The organism is Pseudomonas oryzihabitans (assembly GCF_014522265.1).
Lineage (GTDB): Bacteria > Pseudomonadota > Gammaproteobacteria > Pseudomonadales > Pseudomonadaceae > Chryseomonas > Chryseomonas aestiva.
The window spans coordinates 3,628,830-3,648,535 of record NZ_CP017024.1; the positions used below are offsets into that span (position 1 = coordinate 3,628,830).

Annotated in this window: 14 protein-coding genes and 1 pseudogene; 9 read left to right on the forward strand and 6 right to left on the reverse strand. The window is 64.3% G+C overall.

Annotated features, from left to right (window positions below):
• Position 1 precedes the first annotated feature (1 nt).
• Together BGI51_RS16835 and BGI51_RS16840 are read right to left on the reverse strand one after the other, a co-directional pair.
• The gene (locus BGI51_RS16835; protein WP_187979069.1) at positions 2–1,516 is read right to left on the reverse strand and encodes a CoA-acylating methylmalonate-semialdehyde dehydrogenase; all 1,515 of its coding nucleotides are present in this window, start codon (positions 1,514–1,516) and stop codon (positions 2–4) included.
• Positions 1,513–3,246, reverse strand: a complete 1,734-nt coding sequence (locus BGI51_RS16840; RefSeq protein WP_187979070.1) for an AMP-binding protein — start codon at positions 3,244–3,246, stop codon at positions 1,513–1,515. The genes BGI51_RS16835 and BGI51_RS16840 overlap by 4 nt, the downstream gene beginning before the upstream one ends.
• Before the next feature lie 208 nt (positions 3,247–3,454).
• On the opposite strand from BGI51_RS16840, the gene BGI51_RS16845 reads away from it, so the two are divergent.
• Together BGI51_RS16845 and BGI51_RS16850 are read left to right on the forward strand one after the other, a co-directional pair.
• Positions 3,455–4,411, forward strand: coding sequence for a LysR family transcriptional regulator (locus tag BGI51_RS16845; RefSeq protein WP_187979071.1), 957 nt, complete (start codon positions 3,455–3,457; stop codon positions 4,409–4,411).
• 98 nt (positions 4,412–4,509) lie between these two features.
• Positions 4,510–4,956, forward strand: coding sequence for a hypothetical protein (locus tag BGI51_RS16850; protein ID WP_178083865.1), 447 nt, complete (start codon positions 4,510–4,512; stop codon positions 4,954–4,956).
• Between the two features lie 25 nt (positions 4,957–4,981).
• On the opposite strand, the gene BGI51_RS16855 is transcribed toward BGI51_RS16850, so the two are convergent.
• On the reverse strand, positions 4,982–5,932 hold the full coding sequence (locus BGI51_RS16855) for a 2-hydroxyacid dehydrogenase (RefSeq protein WP_187979072.1): 951 nt from the start codon (positions 5,930–5,932) through the stop codon (positions 4,982–4,984).
• 55 nt (positions 5,933–5,987) lie between these two features.
• Positions 5,988–7,295, reverse strand: coding sequence for an Nramp family divalent metal transporter (locus BGI51_RS16860; protein WP_187979073.1), 1,308 nt, complete (start codon positions 7,293–7,295; stop codon positions 5,988–5,990).
• Between the two features lie 281 nt (positions 7,296–7,576).
• On the opposite strand from BGI51_RS16860, the gene tig reads away from it, so the two are divergent.
• From tig to BGI51_RS16885, 5 genes are all read left to right on the forward strand, one after another.
• A complete protein-coding gene (tig, locus tag BGI51_RS16865) occupies positions 7,577–8,887 on the forward strand; it encodes a trigger factor (protein WP_187979074.1) in 1,311 nt (436 codons plus the stop codon).
• Positions 8,888–8,977: 90 nt separating this feature from the next.
• Positions 8,978–9,619 carry an ATP-dependent Clp endopeptidase proteolytic subunit ClpP gene (clpP, locus tag BGI51_RS16870; protein WP_007162222.1) on the forward strand — a complete coding sequence of 214 codons (642 nt, stop codon included), beginning with the start codon at positions 8,978–8,980 and terminating at the stop codon, positions 9,617–9,619.
• A gap of 119 nt (positions 9,620–9,738) precedes the next feature.
• A complete protein-coding gene (clpX, locus tag BGI51_RS16875; protein ID WP_133859302.1) occupies positions 9,739–11,019 on the forward strand; it encodes an ATP-dependent Clp protease ATP-binding subunit ClpX in 1,281 nt (426 codons plus the stop codon).
• 126 nt (positions 11,020–11,145) lie between these two features.
• Positions 11,146–13,542, forward strand: a complete 2,397-nt coding sequence (lon, locus tag BGI51_RS16880; RefSeq protein ID WP_187979075.1) for an endopeptidase La — start codon at positions 11,146–11,148, stop codon at positions 13,540–13,542.
• A gap of 174 nt (positions 13,543–13,716) precedes the next feature.
• Positions 13,717–15,573 carry a SurA N-terminal domain-containing protein gene (locus tag BGI51_RS16885; RefSeq protein ID WP_187979076.1) on the forward strand — a complete coding sequence of 619 codons (1,857 nt, stop codon included), beginning with the start codon at positions 13,717–13,719 and terminating at the stop codon, positions 15,571–15,573.
• 103 nt (positions 15,574–15,676) lie between these two features.
• Here BGI51_RS16885 and cysK read toward each other — a convergent pair whose 3' ends face one another.
• Positions 15,677–16,651: a cysteine synthase A gene (gene cysK / locus BGI51_RS16890; protein WP_187979077.1), complete on the reverse strand. Its 975-nt coding sequence runs from the start codon at positions 16,649–16,651 to the stop codon at positions 15,677–15,679.
• Positions 16,652–16,761: 110 nt separating this feature from the next.
• Here cysK and BGI51_RS16895 point away from each other — a divergent pair, with 110 nt between their 5' ends.
• Positions 16,762–17,595: an AAA family ATPase gene (locus BGI51_RS16895; protein ID WP_133859298.1), complete on the forward strand. Its 834-nt coding sequence runs from the start codon at positions 16,762–16,764 to the stop codon at positions 17,593–17,595.
• A gap of 8 nt (positions 17,596–17,603) precedes the next feature.
• Positions 17,604–18,779: a vWA domain-containing protein gene (locus BGI51_RS16900; RefSeq protein ID WP_187979078.1), complete on the forward strand. Its 1,176-nt coding sequence runs from the start codon at positions 17,604–17,606 to the stop codon at positions 18,777–18,779.
• A 39-nt stretch (positions 18,780–18,818) separates the two neighbouring features.
• Here the strand turns inward: BGI51_RS16900 and htpX are convergent.
• A pseudogene (htpX, locus tag BGI51_RS16905) lies at positions 18,819–19,696 on the reverse strand (protease HtpX).
• Positions 19,697–19,706: the final 10 nt, after the last annotated feature.

Below are 19,706 nucleotides of genomic sequence, written 5' to 3' on the forward strand. Positions count from 1 at the left end.
CCTACTTGAGAGTGATGGTGGTGTTGACGACCCCGGCGCTGCCGACGTCCTGCTCGTCGGGCCAGCGCGTGGTGATGGTCTTGGTCTGGGTATAGAAGAGCACCGCCTGCTTGCCGTAGGGCCCCAGGTCACCCAGCTTGGAGGCGCGCGAACCGCTGAAGGAGAACAGCGGCACCGGTACCGGAATGGGCACGTTGATGCCGACCTGGCCGACGTCGATGTCTTCCTGGAAGCGCCGTGCCGCGGCGCCGGAGCGAGTGAAGAGGGCAACGCCGTTGCCGTTGGGGTTGGCGTTGATCAGGGCGATGGCCTCGTCGAGGGTGGCGGCGTGCATCACGCAGAGCACCGGTCCGAACAGTTCTTCGCGGTACAGGGTCATGTCGGTGGTCACCCCGGAAAACAGCGTCGGGCCGACGAAGTTGCCCTTCTCGTAGCGCTCGACCTGGATGTTGCGGCCGTCCAGCTCCAGGGTCGCGCCTTCGCTCAGCCCGCGCTCGATCAGGCCGCTGACCCGGTCCAGGGCCTGGCAGGAGATCAGCGGGCCGACGTCGGTGCCGTGCTCGTGACCCGCACCCACCTTGAGGCTGCGCGCCTTGGCCACCAGGTCCGGCACCCAGCTGTTGGCCTCGCCCACCAGCACCACCACCGAGACCGCCATGCAGCGCTGACCCGCCGCCCCGAAGGCGGCGCCCACCAGATTGGCCAGGGTCTGCTCGTGGGGCGCGTCGGGCATCACCACCGCATGGTTCTTGGCGCCCATCATGCACTGCACGCGTTTGCCGGCTTCGCTGGCGCGGCGATAGACGTGGGTGCCGACACGGGTCGAGCCGACAAAGGACAGCGCCTTGATGTCCGGGTGATCGCAGAGGGCGTCCACCACCGCCGGTCCGCCATGGACCACGTTGAGCACCCCGGGCGGCACCCCGGCTTCCAGCGCCAGCTCGGCCAGGCGCATGGTCACCAGCGGATCCTGCTCCGAAGGCTTGAGGACGAAGGTGTTGCCGCAGGCGATGGCCATGGGAAACATCCACAACGGAATCATCGCCGGGAAGTTGAAGGGGGTGATGCCGGCGCAGACGCCCAGGGGTTGCAGCAGGGTATAGGTGTCCACTCCGCTGGCGACGTTGTTGGCCAGCTCGCCCAGCTGCAGGTTGCCAATGGCCGCGGCGTGCTCCACCACCTCCAGGCCACGGAAGACATCGCCCTCGGCGTCGGCCAGGGTCTTGCCCTGTTCGGCGGTGAGCAACGCGGCCAATTCGCTCATGTGCTCGCGGATCAGCTGCTGGTAGCGCAGGAAGATGCGCGCCCGGGCGCCGATGGGCGTCTTGCGCCAGGTGGCGAAGGCCGCCTTGGCACTGGCCACGGCGCGCTGCACCTCCTCGGCGGTGGCGAAGGGCACCCGCGCCAGCACCTCCTGGGTCGCCGGATTGATCACCTCGCGGCCTTCGCGGCTGGTGGAGGTGACGAATTGGCCGTCGATCAGCAGCGGCACGTCTTTGATGGCGGTCTGGGTCATGACAGGGATTCCTGAGCGGTGGCCGGGGTGGCCGGGGCAGGTTGAGCAGCGAAGTCTTCTTCGGCGTAGTCGTGGACATCGGGGGTGCCGCTGGCGCGGCGCTGGGCCTCGCCGAGGCGCAATTCGATGCGGCGGATCTTGCCGGACAGGGTCTTGGGCAGTTCGCTGACGAATTGCAGGCGCCGCACCCGCTTGTAGGGCGACAGGCAGCCACGGGCGAAACCGAGCAGCTCCTGCGCGAGCGCGGGCGAAGGCGCGTGGTCGGCGACGAGGATGACGAAGGCCTTGGGTACATTGAGGCGCAGGGGATCGGGGCTCGGCACCACCGCCACCTCCATCACCGCCGGATGCTCGATCAGGGCGCTCTCCAGTTCGAAGGGGCTGATGCGGTAGTCCGCCGACTTGAAGACGTCATCGGCGCGCCCGACGAAGGTGATGTAGCCCTCGGCGTCGCGCACCGCGGTATCGCCGGTGCGGTAGTGCCCGTCGCGCATCACCTCGGCGGTCTTTTCCGGGCTGTCCTCGTAGCCCAGCATCAGCCCGGCCGGCCGCGGTTGCAGGGACAGTGCCACCTCGCCGTCGTCGCCCGGTCGACCATCGGCATCCAGCAATTCGACGTGGCACCCGGGCAGCGGACGACCCATGGAGCCCGGCTTGAGCGGCTGTCCGGGGGTGTTGCCCACCAGCGCGGTGGTTTCCGACTGGCCGAAGCCGTCTCTCAGGGTCAGCCCCCAGGTTGCCTGCAGGCTGTCGATGATCTCGGGATTGAGCGGCTCGCCCGCACCGACCAGCTCCCGCAGGTCGAGTCGATCGCGATAGGCGGCGAGGTCCTCCTGGATCAGCATCCGCCATACCGTGGGCGGCGCGCAGAGGCTGGTGACCGGGTAGTGCGCCAGCACCTCCAGCAGCGCCTGGGGCTTGAAGCGCGGCACATCATGGATGAACACGCAGGCACCGGCGTTCCAGGGCGCGAAGACGCAACTCCAGGCATGCTTGGCCCAGCCGGGGGAAGAGATGTTGAGGTGCACATCGCCGGGTTGCAGGCCGATCCAGTAGAGCGTGGACAGGTGCCCGACCGGATAGCTGCTGTGGCTGTGCAGGACCAGCTTGGGCCGCGAGGTGGTCCCCGAGGTGAAATAGAGCAGCAGCGGATCCGTGGCGAGGGTAGGGCCGTCCGGCAGGAAGTCGCTGGCACAGGCGTCCGGCGCATAGGGCTGCCAGCCGGCCACTGACGCCCCGACGCAGATGCGGGTGAGGCCAGGATCCAGACTGGCGCAACGCTCCGTATGGGCGCTGCCCACCACCAGGTGGGCGATACGTCCGCGCTGCACGCGATCCTGCAGATCGGCATCGCTGAGCAGGGTGGTGGCGGGCACCACCACGGCGCCCAGCTTGAAGGCGCCGAGCAGCGTCTCCCACAGCGCCACCTCGTTGCCCAGCATCACCAGGATGCGTTCGCCGCGACGCACACCCTGGGCGCGCAGGAAATTGGCGGTGCGATTCGACGCCTGGCGCAGCTCGGCGAAGCTGTAGCGCTCCTCCCGGCCCTCGGCATCCAGCCGCCACAGCGCCGGACCGGCATGCTCCTCGGCCAGGCGATCGAAATGGTCCAGCGCCCAGTTGAAGTGTTCCAGCTCCGGCCAGCGGAAATCGCGGACGGCCGTGGCGTAGTCGGTGCGATGGCGCAGCAGGAAGTCGCGCGCTTCACGGAAGGCGTCGCCGGCGGTCATGGGCGATTCCCCGCGGCCTGCAGGGGCGGGAAGGAAGGGCAGCGTCCGGCCTGGCGCCGGGATGGGGCGTGCGGGTGGGTCATGGTGGTCTGCTCTTTATTGTTGTTGGCAGGCAGAGATTCGCGCCGTCACCGCTCGTGACGCGACCTGGTAAGCAGTATAGTTCCGGCAAAAGTCCCCTGGCTTCCGACAAAAACGCCCGACCGATATGCAAAAATCCAATAACCCGGCGGGACGTCTCGACTGGGACGATCTCAGATTCTTCCTCGAAGTGGCGCGCACCCAGAAGGCCAGCGCCGCCGCCCGGCGACTGGGGGTGGACTACACCACCGTTTCGCGGCGGATCGCCGCCCTGGAAAAGGCGCTGGGGGCGCTGCTGTTCGAGAAGTCGCGCAGCACCGGCTTCAGCCTCACCATGGAAGGACAGCGCCTGCTGGTGCACGCGGAAACCCTGGAAAGCACCCTGCAGACCGCCTGCGAGCAGATCTCCGACACCCGACTGGCGCCGTCCGGCCAGGTGCGCATCGGCGCCACCGAAGGCTTCGGCAGCTACTTCGTCGCGCCCCAGCTGAGCTTCTTCCAGGATCGCTATCCCGGCATCACCCTGGAGGTGCTGCCGGTGCCGCACTTCGTCAACCTGTCGCGTCGCGAAGCCGACATCGCCATCACCCTGGAGCGGCCCGAGCGCGGGCCCTATGTCTGCCGCAAGCTCTGCGACTACCGCCTGCGGCTCTATGCCACCGCCGACTACCTGGCCAGCCACCCACCCGTCACGCAGCTGGCCGATCTGCAGCGCCACAGATTCATCACCTACGTCGACGATCTCGCCTTCAGCCCCGAGCTGCTCTATCTGGAGCGCATCCTGCCCGAGGCCAGCAGCGGCCTGCGCAGCACCAGCGTGATCGCCCAATACCAGGCGGCCCTGTGCGGGCACGCCCTGGCCATCCTGCCGTGCTTTGTCGCCGAACCCGATCCGCGGCTGGTGGCGCTCCTGCCGGAGCAGATCCAGATCACCCGGCAATTCTGGCTCTATTACCGCGAAGACCTGCGCCGCCTGCGGCGCATCACCCTGGTGACCGACTATCTGCGCGCCTGCACCGACGCCAATCGGGGCTTCCTGCTCGGTGAAACCCGCGCCCCGGTGCTGGGCTGGCCGGCATCCTGAAGCCCGTCGCCAATCGCTGCGGCACCCCGGGACCCGGCTGGGGTCTCAGAGCTGTCGGTCGTCCGTCGACGGCCTCCGGTGAACACATGGGAACGGCAATGGAACGATATCAGGCATTGAGTCAGGCGCTGAGCAAGGCGGCCGAGCGGGAAGAAGCCTACTGGCAGGGACTGGAGCGCCGTCTGCATGAATTGCCGGACTGCTTCACCCGCTACCTGGGACTCACCCCCGCGGATCAGGTGGATGCCGGGCTGGGCCTGGAAAAGCGCGTCGATGGCAATATCGTGCGCGAGCTGGAGGTCTATGCCCGTTACGACCTCACGGTGATCGTCGATGACCTCGCCGGCACCCCGCAGACCTTCGCCATCGGCCTGTCCTTCTTCTATACCAACGACCATTTCGTGCTGAAGGAGCGTGACGGCGAGTTCTCCGTCACCCTCGAACCCCAGGACGATCCCGATCGCTTCTGGGCCGAAGGCTGCCGCGAGATCTACGACTCCCTGGCCCGCCGTATCCGCGGCAAGACCCTGCCGGCCATCGAGTAGCACACTGGCCGGCAGGCATCTGCGGTCAGACCGGCGTGACCAGGCGACCCTCGGAGAAATAGCGCTCCACGTTGGCCAGTACCAGGTCGGCCATGGCCTGGCGGGTCTCGTGGGTACCGCTGCCGAGGTGCGGGGTGAGGACCACGTTGTCCAGCGTCAGTAGCGCGGCGGGCACCGCGGGCTCCTCGGCGAAGACATCCAGGCCGGCGCCGCCTAGGCTGCCGGCTTGCAAGGCGGCCACCAGGGCGGGCTCGTCGACCACACTCCCGCGGGCGATGTTGATGAGATAGCCACGGGGCCCCAGGGCGGCGAGGATTCGCGCATCGACCAGTCCATCGGTGGCCGGTCCGCCGGGTAGCGACAGGACCAGGAAGTCCGCCGCCTTGGCCAGGTCTTCCAGCTCGGCGTGATAACGATAGGGGACGTCCGGTTGCCGCTGGCGACCGTGGTAGGCCACCTCCATGCCGAAGGCCTCGACCCGGCGGGCGATGCTCTTGCCGATATTGCCCAGGCCGACGATGCCGCAAGTCTTGCCGGCCAGGCGCGAGGTCAGTGGAAACTTGCCCTGCTGCCAGTCACCGCGGCGCACGAAGCGATCCGCGGCGCTGATGCCCCGCGCCACATCGATCAGCAGGGCGAAGGCGGTGTCGGCGACGCAGTCGTCCAGCACGCCCGGGGTATTGCTCACCACCACGCCCAGATCCCGGGCGGCGGCGATGTCGATGCTGTCGTAGCCCACCCCGAAACTGAACACCGCCTTCAGGCCAGGCAGGGCGCTCATCAGCTCGCGCGTCGCGCCATACACCCCGGAGGTGACCAGGGCCACCACGTCCTGACCACGCGCGGCGAGCAGGGCGGACGGGTCGGGTGCTTCCCAGAGCCGCAGCACCTCATGGCGTGAAGTGAGGGCGTCCTGCAGGGCAGGCAGCAGCGGACCCACCTGCAGCAGCAGTGGACGTTCGTTCTGTTCAGGCATCTCTAGACTCCTTGAAGAAAGCGGGGGCGGCGAACCCGCCCCGAAACGGCAGGGCTCAGTCCAGCAACTGCAGGCCCAACTGGATCGCGACCCAGATCGCCAGCAGGGTGGCAAAGCCCAGCGCCAGATTCTCGAACCAGTTGTTGCGGTACTTGTCGCCCAGCAGCGACTTCTGGTTGGACATGATCAGCAGCCCCAGGGAGATCACCGGCAGGCCGACGATGTTGAGGGCATTCACGCCAATGGTCAGGGTCACGAAGTCGGGCATGCCCGGCAGCGACCATACCAGCGGCGTCACCAGGATGAAGAGCAGGAACCACCTGTGCGCCGGGTCCTTGTGAAAGGTCTTGCCATAGCGTTCGCGGCGTTCCGGACGGATGTGCTGCAGGGCATCGGTGATCAGCATGGGGAAGGCGGTGGTCTTGCCCACCACGCTGGCGAACAGGGTGGCGAAGACCCCGGTGAAGAAAATCAGCCAGCCGCCGGTGCCGAAGAACAGCTCCAGGGCCGCACCCAGGTCGCTCAGGGTATTCACCTGCAGGCCATTGGGTCTGAGGATCTCCACCCCGACCACCCAGATGGCTAGGTTGATGACGATGCCGACCACCACCGCGAAGAGCAGGTCGTTGCGCTGGATGCGCTTGTGTTCCGGGCCGGTCCAGCCCTTTTCCTTCATCACATAGGGATGCACGAAGTTGGCGATGGAGCCGGCCACGGCGCCGATCACCGATACGGCCACCAGCAGGGCGCCGTGCACGCCTTCGTCCGGCGGGATGCTGAAGCCGATGGTGCCGCGCAGGATTCCGCCCAGGTCCGGACCCGACATTACCGCCAGGGTGATGAAGGCCAGAGTCATGACGGCCAGCAACACCTTCATCACCCCCTCGATCAGCGCATAGAAGTTGCGGCCCACCAGCAGCCAGACCGCGATCACCACCGCCACCGAGCAGAGCAGCGGCTGGTCGAGGTGGAGCAGGGTGGCCAGGGCTTCGCCGGCGCCCTTGAGCATGTAGGCGTTGGTCAGGTGCCCCATGATCAGCGCATAGCCGAGCATGAACCAGGCGAACACCGGGTGCAGCTGGGCATAGCCTTCGAGGATCGACATGCCGCGGTTATTGCACAGCTGGAAACGGGCGATGATGTTGACGATGAGAAAGCGCAGCAGCAGGGACACCGCCAGCACCCACATCATGGCGTAGCCGTAGTTGGCCCCTGCCACCGAGGAGGTGATGAGGTCCCCGGCGCCCAGCCAGGACAGCACCGCAATGATGCCAGGCCCCAGCAGCTTCGCCAGGCGGCGCAGGCCGGAGCTCTGCTCCTTGCTCTCGGGTATGGATTTCTCGACGGAACCAGATTGGTCCATTAGGGCGGTTCTCCTAACGATTGTTGTTGTTGTGAATAGGGCCGGAGGCGGCCTCTTCGTTAGCTTGCCCTTCAGGGTTTAGCACTACATACGACGTCGTACAACTATATGCGGGCAACAAAATGTTGCTCTCGACGCGCTCGTTCAGGCTTCCTTCGGCAGTGCCCGTACGCACCGCTGGATCAAGCCAGGTGACTTCGCCTGAGACTGTCTCTAGAATGGTCGCCCTTGATTCTGGGGGGTCGGAGTGCCGGCCTGTTTCTGTGCCACGAGGAATATCCATGCAAGTTTCCGTTGAAAACACCTCTGCTCTCGAGCGTCGCATGACCATTGGCGTGCCGGCCGAGCGTATTGAAACCGAAGTGAACAAGCGTCTGCAGCAGACTGCACGGCGTGCCAAGGTTCCCGGTTTCCGCCCGGGCAAGGTACCCATGAGCGTCATCCGCCAGCGCTACGAAGCCTCGGCTCGTCAGGAAGCCTTGGGTGATCTCATTCAGGAAACCTTCTACGAAGCCGTTGTCGAGCAGAAGCTCAACCCGGCCGGCGCACCCGCCGTCGAACCCAAGGTGTTCGAAAAGGGCAAGGACCTGGAATACGTTGCCACCTTCGAAGTCTTCCCCGAGTTCGAAGTCAAGGGCCTGGACGGCATCGAGATCGAGCGTCAGGACGCAAGCGTTGAAGACGCCGACATCGACAAGATGCTCGACGTGCTGCGCAAGCAGGGCACCCGTTATGAAGCCGTTGACCGCGCTGCCGCCAACGATGACCAGCTCACCCTGGACTTCGTCGGTACCCAGGACGGCGAAGCCTTCGCCGGTGGTTCCGCCGAAGGCACCAAGCTGGTGCTGGGCTCGGGTCGCATGATTCCCGGTTTCGAAGACGGCCTGGTCGGCGCCAAGGCCGGTGACGAGCGCGTGCTCGACCTGACCTTCCCCGAGGACTACCAGAACCTGGATCTGGCCGGCAAGGCCGCTCAGTTCAAGGTCACCGTCAAGGAAGTGGCCGCTCCCGAGCTGCCCGAACTGAACGAAGCCTTCTTCAAGCAGTTTGGTGTGGAAGAGACCACCGTCGAAGGTTTCCGCGCCGAAGTGCGCAAGAACATGGATCGCGAGCTGCGCCAGGCCCTCAAGACCAAGGTCAAGAACCAGGTCATGGACGGTCTGCTGGCCGCCAACCAGATCGACGTCCCGGCCGCCCTGATCAGCAACGAAGTGGATCGTCTGCGCGTTCAGGCCGTCCAGCAGTTCGGTGGCAACATCCAGCCCGAGCAACTGCCGGCCGAGCTGTTCAGCGAGCAGGCCAAGCGCCGCGTGCTGCTGGGTCTGATCATCGCCGAGATGGTCAAGCAGTTCGAGCTCAAGCCCGATGACGCCCGCGTCCGCGAGCTGATCGAGGAAATGGCTGCGGCCTATCAGGAGCCCGAGCAGGTAGTGAAGTGGTACTACCAGAACGAGCAGCAGCTGAACGAAGTGCGTTCGGTTGTACTGGAAGAACAAGTCGTGGATACTGTCCTCAAGCAGGCAAAAGTCACCGACAAGCAGGTCTCCTACGAGGACGCGGTCAAACCGGCCGAGGCTCCGCAAGCAGCCTGATCTGCCTCCAGTTGCTAGTTCACCTAAGCCAGCCTCGTGCTGGCTTATGTGTTTTTGACAGGTTATCCAGATAGGGAGCTAGTGCAGGACATGTCCCGCAATTCATACATGCAATCCATGCCCGATATTCAAGCCGCTGGCGGTCTGGTACCCATGGTGGTGGAACAATCCGCCCGGGGCGAACGCGCCTATGACATCTACTCCCGGCTGCTCAAGGAGCGGGTCATCTTCCTGGTGGGTCAGGTCGAGGACTACATGGCCAACCTGGTCGTCGCCCAGCTGCTGTTCCTGGAAGCGGAGAATCCTGACAAGGACATCCACCTCTACATCAACAGCCCGGGTGGTTCGGTGACCGCTGGCATGTCGATCTACGACACCATGCAGTTCATCAAGCCTGACGTCTCCACCATCTGCATCGGCCAGGCCTGCAGCATGGGCGCCCTGCTGCTGGCAGGCGGCGCCGCCGAGAAGCGCTTCTGCCTGCCGCATTCGCGGATGATGATTCACCAGCCCCTGGGCGGCTTCCAGGGTCAGGCGTCGGACATCGAAATTCACGCCCGTGAAATTCTGACCATCCGTGAGCGTCTGAACAAGGTACTGGCGCATCACACCGGTCAGCCCATGGACGTGATCGCCCGCGATACCGACCGTGACAACTTCATGAGTGGCCCCGAAGCCGTTGCCTACGGCCTGATCGACAAGGTCCTCGAGAAGCGCAACATCCCCGCCTGACCCCGCCTGACCCCGCCTCGACCACCTGCCCAGGCGCCGTCGTTTGGGCAGGTAGGCTTGAAAAACCGTGCAATAGGCTCCATCTTGTTGATGTAAGCACATTCCATTGGATCGATCGAATGACAGATACGCGCAATAGCGACGATAACGGCAAGCTGCTTTACTGCTCCTTCTGCGGCAAGAGTCAGCACGAAGTACGTAAATTGATCGCTGGACCCTCCGTCTTCATCTGCGACGAATGCGTCGACCTGTGCAATGACATCATCCGCGAGGAAGTCCAGGAAGCTCAGGCCGAAAGCAATGCGCACAAGCTGCCAGCGCCGAAGGAAATCAGCGCTATCCTCGACCAGTATGTCATTGGTCAGCAGCGTGCCAAGCGGGTCCTCGCCGTTGCCGTCTACAACCACTACAAGCGTCTGAATCAGCGCGAGAAGAAAGACGACGTCGAGCTGGGCAAGAGCAACATCCTGCTCATCGGTCCGACCGGTTCGGGCAAGACCCTGCTGGCGGAAACGCTGGCGCGCCTGCTCAACGTACCTTTCACCATCGCCGATGCCACCACGCTGACCGAAGCCGGTTATGTGGGTGAGGACGTCGAGAACATCATTCAGAAGTTGCTGCAGAAGTGCGACTACGATGTGGAAAAGGCCCAGATGGGCATCGTCTACATCGACGAAATCGACAAGATCTCGCGCAAGTCCGACAACCCCTCCATTACCCGTGACGTCTCGGGCGAGGGTGTGCAGCAGGCCTTGCTGAAGCTGATCGAAGGTACCGTGGCTTCGGTTCCGCCCCAGGGTGGCCGCAAGCATCCCCAGCAGGAATTCCTGCAGGTCGATACCCGCAACATCCTGTTCATCTGCGGTGGCGCCTTCGCTGGCCTGGAAAAGGTCATCCAGAATCGTTCCACCAAGGGCGGCGGTATTGGCTTCAACGCCGAGGTGCGCAGCGTGGAGCTGGGCAAGAAGATCGGCGAATCCTTGCGTGACGCCGAGCCCGAGGATCTGGTCAAGTTCGGTCTGATTCCGGAGTTCGTCGGTCGTCTGCCGGTCATCGCGACCCTGGACGAGCTGGACGAGCCGGCGCTCATGCAGATCCTGACCGAGCCGAAGAACGCCCTGACCAAGCAGTACGCCAAGCTGTTCGAGATGGAAGACGTGGATCTGGAGTTCCGTCCCGACGCGCTCAAGGCGGTTGCCCGCAAGGCTCTGGAGCGCAAGACCGGTGCCCGGGGTCTGAGATCCATCCTCGAAGGCATCCTGCTCGAGACCATGTACGAGATTCCTTCGCAGAAGGAAGTCAGCAAGGTGGTCATCGACGAGAGCGTCATCGACGGGAGTTCCCAGCCGCTGCTCATCTACGAGAACAGCGAGCCCGCCAAGGCGGCGCCGGACGCGTGACAAAAGGGGCTTCGGCCCCTTTTTCATTTCAGCGACGGTTGTATTTTGCGGCGGCCAACCTCATGTTAGGAAAAACCGAGGCCTTAACCGCATCTGCGGCCGATTATTTGCCGAGACCCGTATCCCATGACTACGACGATAGAACTTCCCCTGCTGCCCCTACGTGACGTAGTGGTCTATCCCCACATGGTCATCCCATTGTTCGTCGGAAGGGAAAAGTCCGTCGAGGCCCTCGAAGCCGCCATGGCTGGCGACAAGCAGATCCTGCTGGTCGCGCAGAAGAATCCCGGCGATGACGATCCCGCCGCGGATGACATGTATCACATGGGTACGGTGGCAACCGTTCTCCAGCTGCTCAAGCTGCCCGATGGCACCGTCAAGGTCCTGGTCGAAGGCGAGCAGCGTGGCCGTATCGAGTCCTTCGTCGAAAGCCAGGCCTATGCCCGTGCGCTGGTCACGTTGATCGAGGACAGCGAAGTCCCGGATCGTGAATCCGAGGTTTTTTCGCGCAGCCTGATGAGTCAGTTCGAGCAGTATGTGCAGCTTGGCAAGAAGGTCCCCGCCGAAGTGCTGTCCTCGCTCAACAGCATCGAGGATCCCAGCCGCCTGGTCGATACCATGGCCGCCCACATGGCGCTGAAGATCGAGCAGAAGCAGGAGATCCTCGAGATCACCGAGCTGGGCGCGCGCGTCGAGCACGTGCTGGCCCTGCTGGATGCCGAAATCGACCTCCTGCAGGTGGAGAAGCGCATCCGCGGTCGCGTCAAGAAGCAGATGGAGCGCAGCCAGCGCGAGTACTATCTCAACGAACAGATGAAGGCCATCCAGAAAGAACTGGGTGACATCGACGAAGGACACAACGAGGTCGATGACCTCAAGCGTCGTATCGAAGCGGCCGGTCTACCCAAGGATGCCCTGACCAAGGCCAATGCCGAGCTGAACAAGCTCAAGCAGATGTCGCCGATGTCCGCTGAAGCCACCGTGGTGCGCTCCTACATCGACTGGCTGGTCAACGTGCCGTGGCAGGCCGAGAGCAAGGTCCGCCTGGACCTGGGCCGTGCCGAGGAAGTCCTCGACAAGGATCACTACGGTCTTGAAGAGGTGAAGGAACGCATCCTCGAATACCTCGCCGTGCAGAAGCGCGTGAAGAAGGTACGCGGCCCGGTGCTGTGCCTGGTCGGCCCGCCTGGCGTGGGCAAGACTTCCCTGGCCGAGTCCATCGCTCGCTCCACCGGTCGCAAGTTCGTGCGCATGGCCCTGGGTGGCGTGCGTGACGAAGCCGAGATCCGCGGTCACCGTCGCACCTACATCGGCTCCATGCCGGGTCGCCTCATCCAGAAGATGACCAAGGTCGGGGTGCGCAATCCGCTGTTCCTGCTCGACGAAATCGACAAGATGGGCAACGACATGCGTGGCGATCCTGCCTCCGCATTGCTCGAGGTCCTGGACCCGGAGCAGAACCACACCTTCAACGACCATTACCTCGAAGTGGACTATGACCTCTCCGACGTGATGTTCGTCTGCACTGCCAACTCCATGAACATTCCGGCGCCGCTGCTGGACCGCATGGAAGTGATTCGCCTGCCGGGCTATACCGAGGCGGAAAAGGTCAACATCGCCATCCGCTACCTGATTCCCAAGCAGGTCAAGGCCAATGGCCTGAAGAAGGGCGAGGTGGAGTTCGATGAAGACGCCCTGCGCGACATCATCCGCTACTACACCCGCGAAGCGGGCGTTCGGAGCCTGGAACGGCAGGTCGCCAAGGTCTGCCGCAAGGTGGTCAAGCAGCACGCCCTGAGCAAGGAGCGTACCGCCAGCGTCACCGTGGACACCCTGGAGCACTGGCTGGGCGTGCGCAAGTTCCGCTACGGTCTCGCCGAGCAGCAGGATCAGATCGGTCAGGTGACCGGCCTGGCCTGGACCCAGGTAGGTGGCGAATTGCTGACCATCGAGTCCGCGGTCGTTCCCGGCAAGGGCCAAATGATCAAGACCGGCTCGCTGGGCGACGTGATGGCCGAGTCCATCACCGCGGCCCTGACCGTGGTCCGCAGCCGTGGCCGCAGCCTGGGTATTCCCAAGGACTTCCACGAGAAGCACGACATCCATATCCACGTACCCGAAGGCGCGACGCCCAAGGACGGTCCGAGTGCCGGTATCGGCATGTGCACGGCGCTGGTCTCGGCGGCTACCCGCATTCCGGTCCGGGCCGATGTGGCCATGACCGGCGAGATCACCCTGCGTGGTCAGGTTCTGGCCATTGGTGGCCTCAAGGAAAAGCTGCTCGCAGCCCACCGCGGCGGCATCCGTACCGTGATCATTCCGGAAGAAAACGTCCGGGATCTGCGGGACATTCCGGACAACATCAAGGCCGACTTGCAGATCAAGCCAGTCAAATGGATTGACGAGGTCTTGGAGGTTGCGCTGCAATACACGCCGGAGCCGCTTCCGGACGATGGTCCGGAGCTCGTCAGCAAGGACGAGAAGCGGGATCAGGAAGGCAAGGAGCGCGTCAGTACCCACTGACGGCGCACCTGGGCTTGATGGGCGGGCTGCCAGACGAGGTTGCTGGTGCTCCGCCGTCCTGCTGGATGCAAGGTCCTTGATCGATGAAAAGGCGCATCTCGAGATGCGCCTTTTCGCTATTTGCTATTCGACGATTTCGCCATGGCCGGTCCGGCCACAGCTCGTGGGGGGAACATGCTACAAAACATCAGGGACCGTTCGCAGGGATGGATTGCCAAAGTCATCATCGGATTCATCATCCTGCTGATGGCACTGACCGGCTTCGAAGCGATCATCCGCGCCACGGGTCACCAGGGCGCCGTCGCCCTGGTCAACGGCGACGAGATCAAGCAGACGGAGCTGGCTCAGGCCGTGGAGATGCAGCGTCGCCAGCTGCAGCAGCAATTGGGTCAGGGCTTCGATCCGTCCAGCCTGGATGATCGTCTGCTGCGCGAGTCCGCGCTCAAGGCACTGATCGACAAGCAACTGCTGCTGCAGAGCGCCAAGGCCGATCGCTTCGCCTTTTCCGAACAGGCGCTGGATCAGCTGATCCTCAATACCCCCGAATTCCAGACCGAAGGGCGTTTCGATCCCCAGCGCTTCGATCAGGCCGTTCGCCAGATGAACTACAACCGCCTGCAATTCCGCGATCTGCTGCGTGACGAGATGCTGATCGGTCAGCTGCGCGCCGGCATCGTTGGCAGCAACTTCGTCACCGACGCCGATATCGAGGCTTTCGCCGCACTCGAACGCCAGACTCGTGATTTCGCCATGCGCACCGTCAAGGCCTCGCCGGCCGGCATCGCGCCGACCCAGGACGAAGTCCAGGCCTATTATGACGGCCACAAGAACGCCTTCATGACGCCCGAACAGGTGGTCATCGAATATGTCGAGCTGAAGAAGGGTGCCTTCCTGGCCAAGGCCAAGGTCGACGAAAGCCGCCTGCAGGCCGCCTACAAGTCCGAGATCGCCAACCTGTCGGAGCAGCGTGACGCCGCCCATATCCTCATCGAGGTCAACGACAAGCAGAACGACGACCAGGCCAAGGCCAAGATCCAGCAGATCCAGGAACGCCTGAAGAAGGGTGAGGACTTCGCCAAGCTGGCCAAGGAGTTCTCCCAGGATCCCGGTTCGGCGGCCAACGGCGGTGACCTCGGCTTCGCCGGTCGCGGCGTCTATGACCCGGCCTTCGAAGAGGCCTTGTATGCCCTGGCACCCCAGCAGGTGTCGGCCCCGGTGCGCACCAGCTTTGGCTGGCACCTGATCAAGCTGCAGGGTGTGCAGGCACCGGAAATACCCACCCTGGCCAGTGTCCGGCCGCGTCTGGAGCAGCAGCTCAAGGCGGAAGACGCCGACCGCCTGTTCGTGGAAGCGGGCCGCAAGCTGGAAAGCTCCGCCTATGAATCCTCCGACCTGAGCCAGCCGGCCCAGGAACTGGGTCTGCAGGTCAAGACCAGCGCTCCCTTCGGTCGTGAAGGAGGCGAGGGGCTGACCGCCAACCGTCAGGTGATCGAGGCGGCCTTCAGCGAGGACGTCCTGCGCAACGGCGCCAACAGCACCGCGCTGCAGCTCGATCCGGAGACCCTGGTGGTGATCCGCGACAAGGAGCATCGCACGCCGCAGCTGCAACCCCTGGATGCGGTCAGGAAGGAGATCGTGACCCGCCTGACCCAGGAAAAGGCCGCAGCCGCAGCCAAGCAGGCTGGCGAAGAACAGCTCAAGACCCTGCAGGCAGGTGGCAAGGCCGCCGCGGGTGACTGGCGTACCGTCGAAGCCGCCACCCGCAACCAGGAGGGCGTCGATCCCCAGGTGTTGCAGGCAGCCTTCCGCATGGCCAAGCCGGAAGCCGACAAGCCGTCCTATGCCGGCATCAGCCTGCAGAACGGTGACTTCGTGCTGATCCGCCTGCAGGGCGTAGGGGTACCCAAGGAAGCCCTGAGCGCCGAGGACAAGGCGTTGTACCGCCGCTACCTCGCCTCGCGCGCCGGACAGGTCGATTTCGCGGCCTACCGTCGGGCCCTGGACGCCAAGGCCGAGATCAAGCATCTCTGATACGAAAAAAGCCCGGGAAACCGGGCTTTTTCTTGGGTGGCGGTAATGCGGTCCAGACCCTGCTGGCGCCGCCCGCAGGGAAGAGGGCAGGGCCTCTGTCTTTTTACTGGACGAGGTCCTGCTCGTCGAACAGACCGTCGAAGAGCATCGTCGACAGATAGCGCTCACCGGAATCCGGCAGGATGACCACGATGGTCTTGCCCTGCATCTCCGGCGTCTCGGCCAGTCGGACCGCCGCGGCCATGGCGGCGCCGCAGGAAATGCCACAGAGAATGCCTTCCTCGCGCATCAGCCGCTGGGCCATCAGCTTGGCCTGCTCATCGCTCACCTGCTCGACGCGATCGACCATGGCAAGGTCCAGATTGCCGGGCACGAAGCCGGCGCCGATGCCCTGGATCTTGTGCGGGCTGGGTTTCACCTCGGCACCGGCGAGGGTCTGGCTGATGACCGGCGAGGTCTCCGGCTCGACGGCCACCGACAGGATCGGCTTGCCCTTGGTGTTCTTGATGAAGCGCGAGATGCCGGTCAGGGTGCCGCCGGTACCCACGCCAGCCACCAGTACATCGATGGCGCCATCGGTGTCGTTCCAGATCTCGGGGCCGGTGGTCTTCTCGTGGATGGCCGGATTGGCCGGGTTGTCGAATTGCTGCGGCATGAAATAGCGAGCGGGTTCGCTCTCGGCGATTTCCCGGGCCTTTTCGATGGCGCCCTTCATGCCCTTGGCCGGCTCGGTCAGCACCAGCTCCGCACCCAGCGCCTTGAGCACCTTGCGCCGCTCCAGGCTCATGGAGGCGGGCATGGTCAGCACCAGGCGGTAACCCCGGGCTGCCGCGACATAGGCCAGGCCGATCCCCGTATTGCCCGACGTCGGCTCCACCAGGCTCATGCCGGGCTTGAGCAGCCCCTTGGCTTCCGCGTCCCAGATCAGGTTGGCACCGATGCGGCACTTGACCGAATAGCCCGGATTGCGTCCCTCGATCTTGGCGAGCAGGGTGACGCCCTTGGGACCGAGACGATTGATGTAGACCAGCGGCGTATTGCCGATGGACTGGGCATTGTCAGCGAAGATGCGGCTCATGACGGATCCTGTACGGCGCGGAAAACTCGCAGCCTAGGCCTTGCGTCCGATGACGTCCAGCCCGGGCGCGGCATGCTATCGTCAGGCAAAACAGCTGCCGAGGATCAGTGATGGCCTTTCAGGGTACCGAGCGTTATGTGGCCACGGCCGAACTCAGTCTGGCGGTGAATGCGGCCATCCGGCTGGGGCGTCCGTTGCTGGTGAAGGGCGAGCCGGGCACCGGCAAGACGCTGCTGGCCGAGCAGGTGGCCCAGAGCCAGGGCGCGCGGCTGATCACCTGGCATGTGAAGTCCACCACCAAGGCGCAGCAGGGCCTCTATGAATACGACGCCGTGAGCCGCCTGCGTGATTCCCAACTCGGCGATCCCCGGGTGCAGGAGGTGGCGAACTACATCAAGCCGGGCAAGCTGTGGGACGCCTTCACCGCCGAGGATCCGGTGGTGCTGCTGATCGACGAGATCGACAAGGCCGACATCGAATTTCCCAACGATCTGCTGCTGGAACTCGATCGCATGGAGTTCCACGTCTACGAGACCGGCGAGACCATCCGCGCCCAGCGACGCCCGATCATCATCATCACCTCCAACAACGAAAAGGAGTTGCCGGACGCCTTCCTGCGCCGCTGCTTCTTCCACTTCATCCGCTTTCCCGAGCGCGAAACCCTCGAACGCATCGTCCAGGTGCACTATCCCGATCTCCAGCAGCGTCTGGTCCAGGAGGCCCTGGATCTCTTCCTCGACCTGCGCAGCGTGCCGGGGCTGAAGAAGAAACCGTCCACCTCGGAACTGGTGGACTGGCTGGCGCTGCTGCTGGGCGATGAGGCGGCGCAGCGGGCACTGCATGGCGAGAGTGGCCTGCCGCCGCTGGCGGGCGCCCTGTTGAAGAACGAGCAGGATCTGCAGTTGCTCGAGCGCCAGGCCTTCATGCGTCGTCGGCGGAGCTGAGGAGAGGCATGTTCCTCGATTTCTTCACCCGACTCAGGGCGGCGGGCATCCCGGTGTCCCTGGGCGAACTGCTGGATCTGCATGCTGCCCTGGATGCGGGCCTGGTGGTGGCCGATCCCGACGCCTTCTATCTGCTGGCCCGTGCGGTGCTGGTCAAGGACGAGCGCTTCTTCGACCGTTTCGATCAGGTCTATGCCGGTGAGGTGGCCAGGTCGGAGCGATCGGCGGATACGCAGGCGATTCCTGCGGACTGGCTGCGACTGGAGTTGCAGCGGCGGCTGTCCGAGGAGGATCGCCAGCGGCTGCTGGCGCTGGGTGGCCTCGATGAATTGCTCGCCACCCTGCAGCAGCGCCTCGCCGAACAGCGCGAGCGGCATGCCGGTGGCAACAAGTGGATAGGCACGGGAGGCACCAGTCCCTTCGGCAGCGGTGGCTACAATCCCTTCGGCGTGCGCATCGGCGAGGCTGGTACCCGGCAGGGGCAAGCGGCCAAGGTCTGGGAGCAGCGCAGCTACCGTAACCTGGACGATCGCGCGCCGCTGGACCGCCGCAACCTGCAACTGGCCCTGCGCCGGCTCAGGCGCTTCGCCCGCCAGGGCGCGGCGGCGGAATTCGATCTGGAGGGTACCGTCGCGGCCACGGCACGCGAGGGTGGTCTGCTGGACGTCCGCTATCGACCGGAACGGCACAATGCGACCAAGGTGCTGCTGCTACTCGATGTCGGCGGCTCCATGGACCTGCATGTGCGCCTGTGCAGCGAGTTGTTCAGCGCCTGTCGCCTGGAGTTTCGCCACCTGGAGTACTACTACTTCCACAATTGCGTCTATGAACGCGTCTGGCGTGACAATGCCCGGCGCCATGAGGAGGGGCTGAACACCGCCGAGCTGCTGCGCCGCTATGGCGCGGACTACCGCCTGGTGATCGTCGGCGACGCCAGCATGGGGTCCTACGAGATCACCCATCCAGGTGGCAGCGTCGAGCACTGGAACGAAGAGCCCGGAGCCCTGTGGATCCAGCGACTCTGCCAGCACTTCCCACGGGCGGCCTGGCTCAACCCCTATCCCCAGGAGGGCTGGGGCAGCAGTACCTCGATCCAGCTGCTGCGCGAACTCATGGCCCAGCGCATGTTTCCCCTGACCGGTGAGGGGCTAGGCGAGGCCATTCGATCCTTGACCCGCCCATGAAAAAACCCGGCCGAAGCCGGGTTTTTTCATCGCTCGCGCTTAGCGCTGACCGTAGCGGCGCAGGGCGTCGATGCGGTCTTCCAGCGGCGGGTGGCTCATCAGCAGACCGGCCAGGCCGTTCTTCAGCGAGCCGTTGATGCCGAAGGCGTTGAGGGTGTCGGGCATCTGCACCGGGATACCCTGCTCGGCACGCAGGCGCTGCAGGGCGCCAATCATGGCATTGGGGCCGGCCAGGCGCGCACCGGCTTCGTCGGCGCGGAATTCGCGTTTGCGCGAGAACCACATGACGATGATGCTGGCCAGGATGCCCAGCACCAGTTCGGCGACGATGGTGGTCACGAAGTAGGCGATGCCGTGGCCTTCCTCGTTCTTGAAGATGGCCTTGTCGACGAAGTTGCCGAAGATCCGCGCGAAGAACATCACGAAGGTGTTCACCACGCCCTGGATCAGCGCCAGGGTCACCATATCGCCATTGGCGACGTGGCCGATCTCGTGGGCCAGCACCGCACGCACCTCTTCGGGCGAGAAGCGCTCCAGCAGGCCCTGGCTGACCGCGACGAGAGCGTCGTTGCGGTTCCAGCCGGTGGCGAAGGCGTTGGCCTCGTAGGCCGGGAAGATGCCGACCTCGGGGTCTTGATGCCGGCTTCGCGGGCCAGCTCCTCGACGGTCTGCAGCAGCCACTGCTCATGGCGGGTCCGCGGCTGGCTGATGACCTCGGTGCGGGTGCTCATCTTCGCCATCCACTTGGAGATGAACAGCGAGACCAGCGAGCCGGCGAAACCGAACACGGCACAGAACACCAGCAGACTGCCATAGTTCTGACCGGTGTAGCGATCCACGCCAAGCACCTTCAAGGTGATGCTGGCAACGATCAGCACCGCCAGGTTGGTAGCCAGAAATAACAGAATGCGCATCATGGTGGGGTAC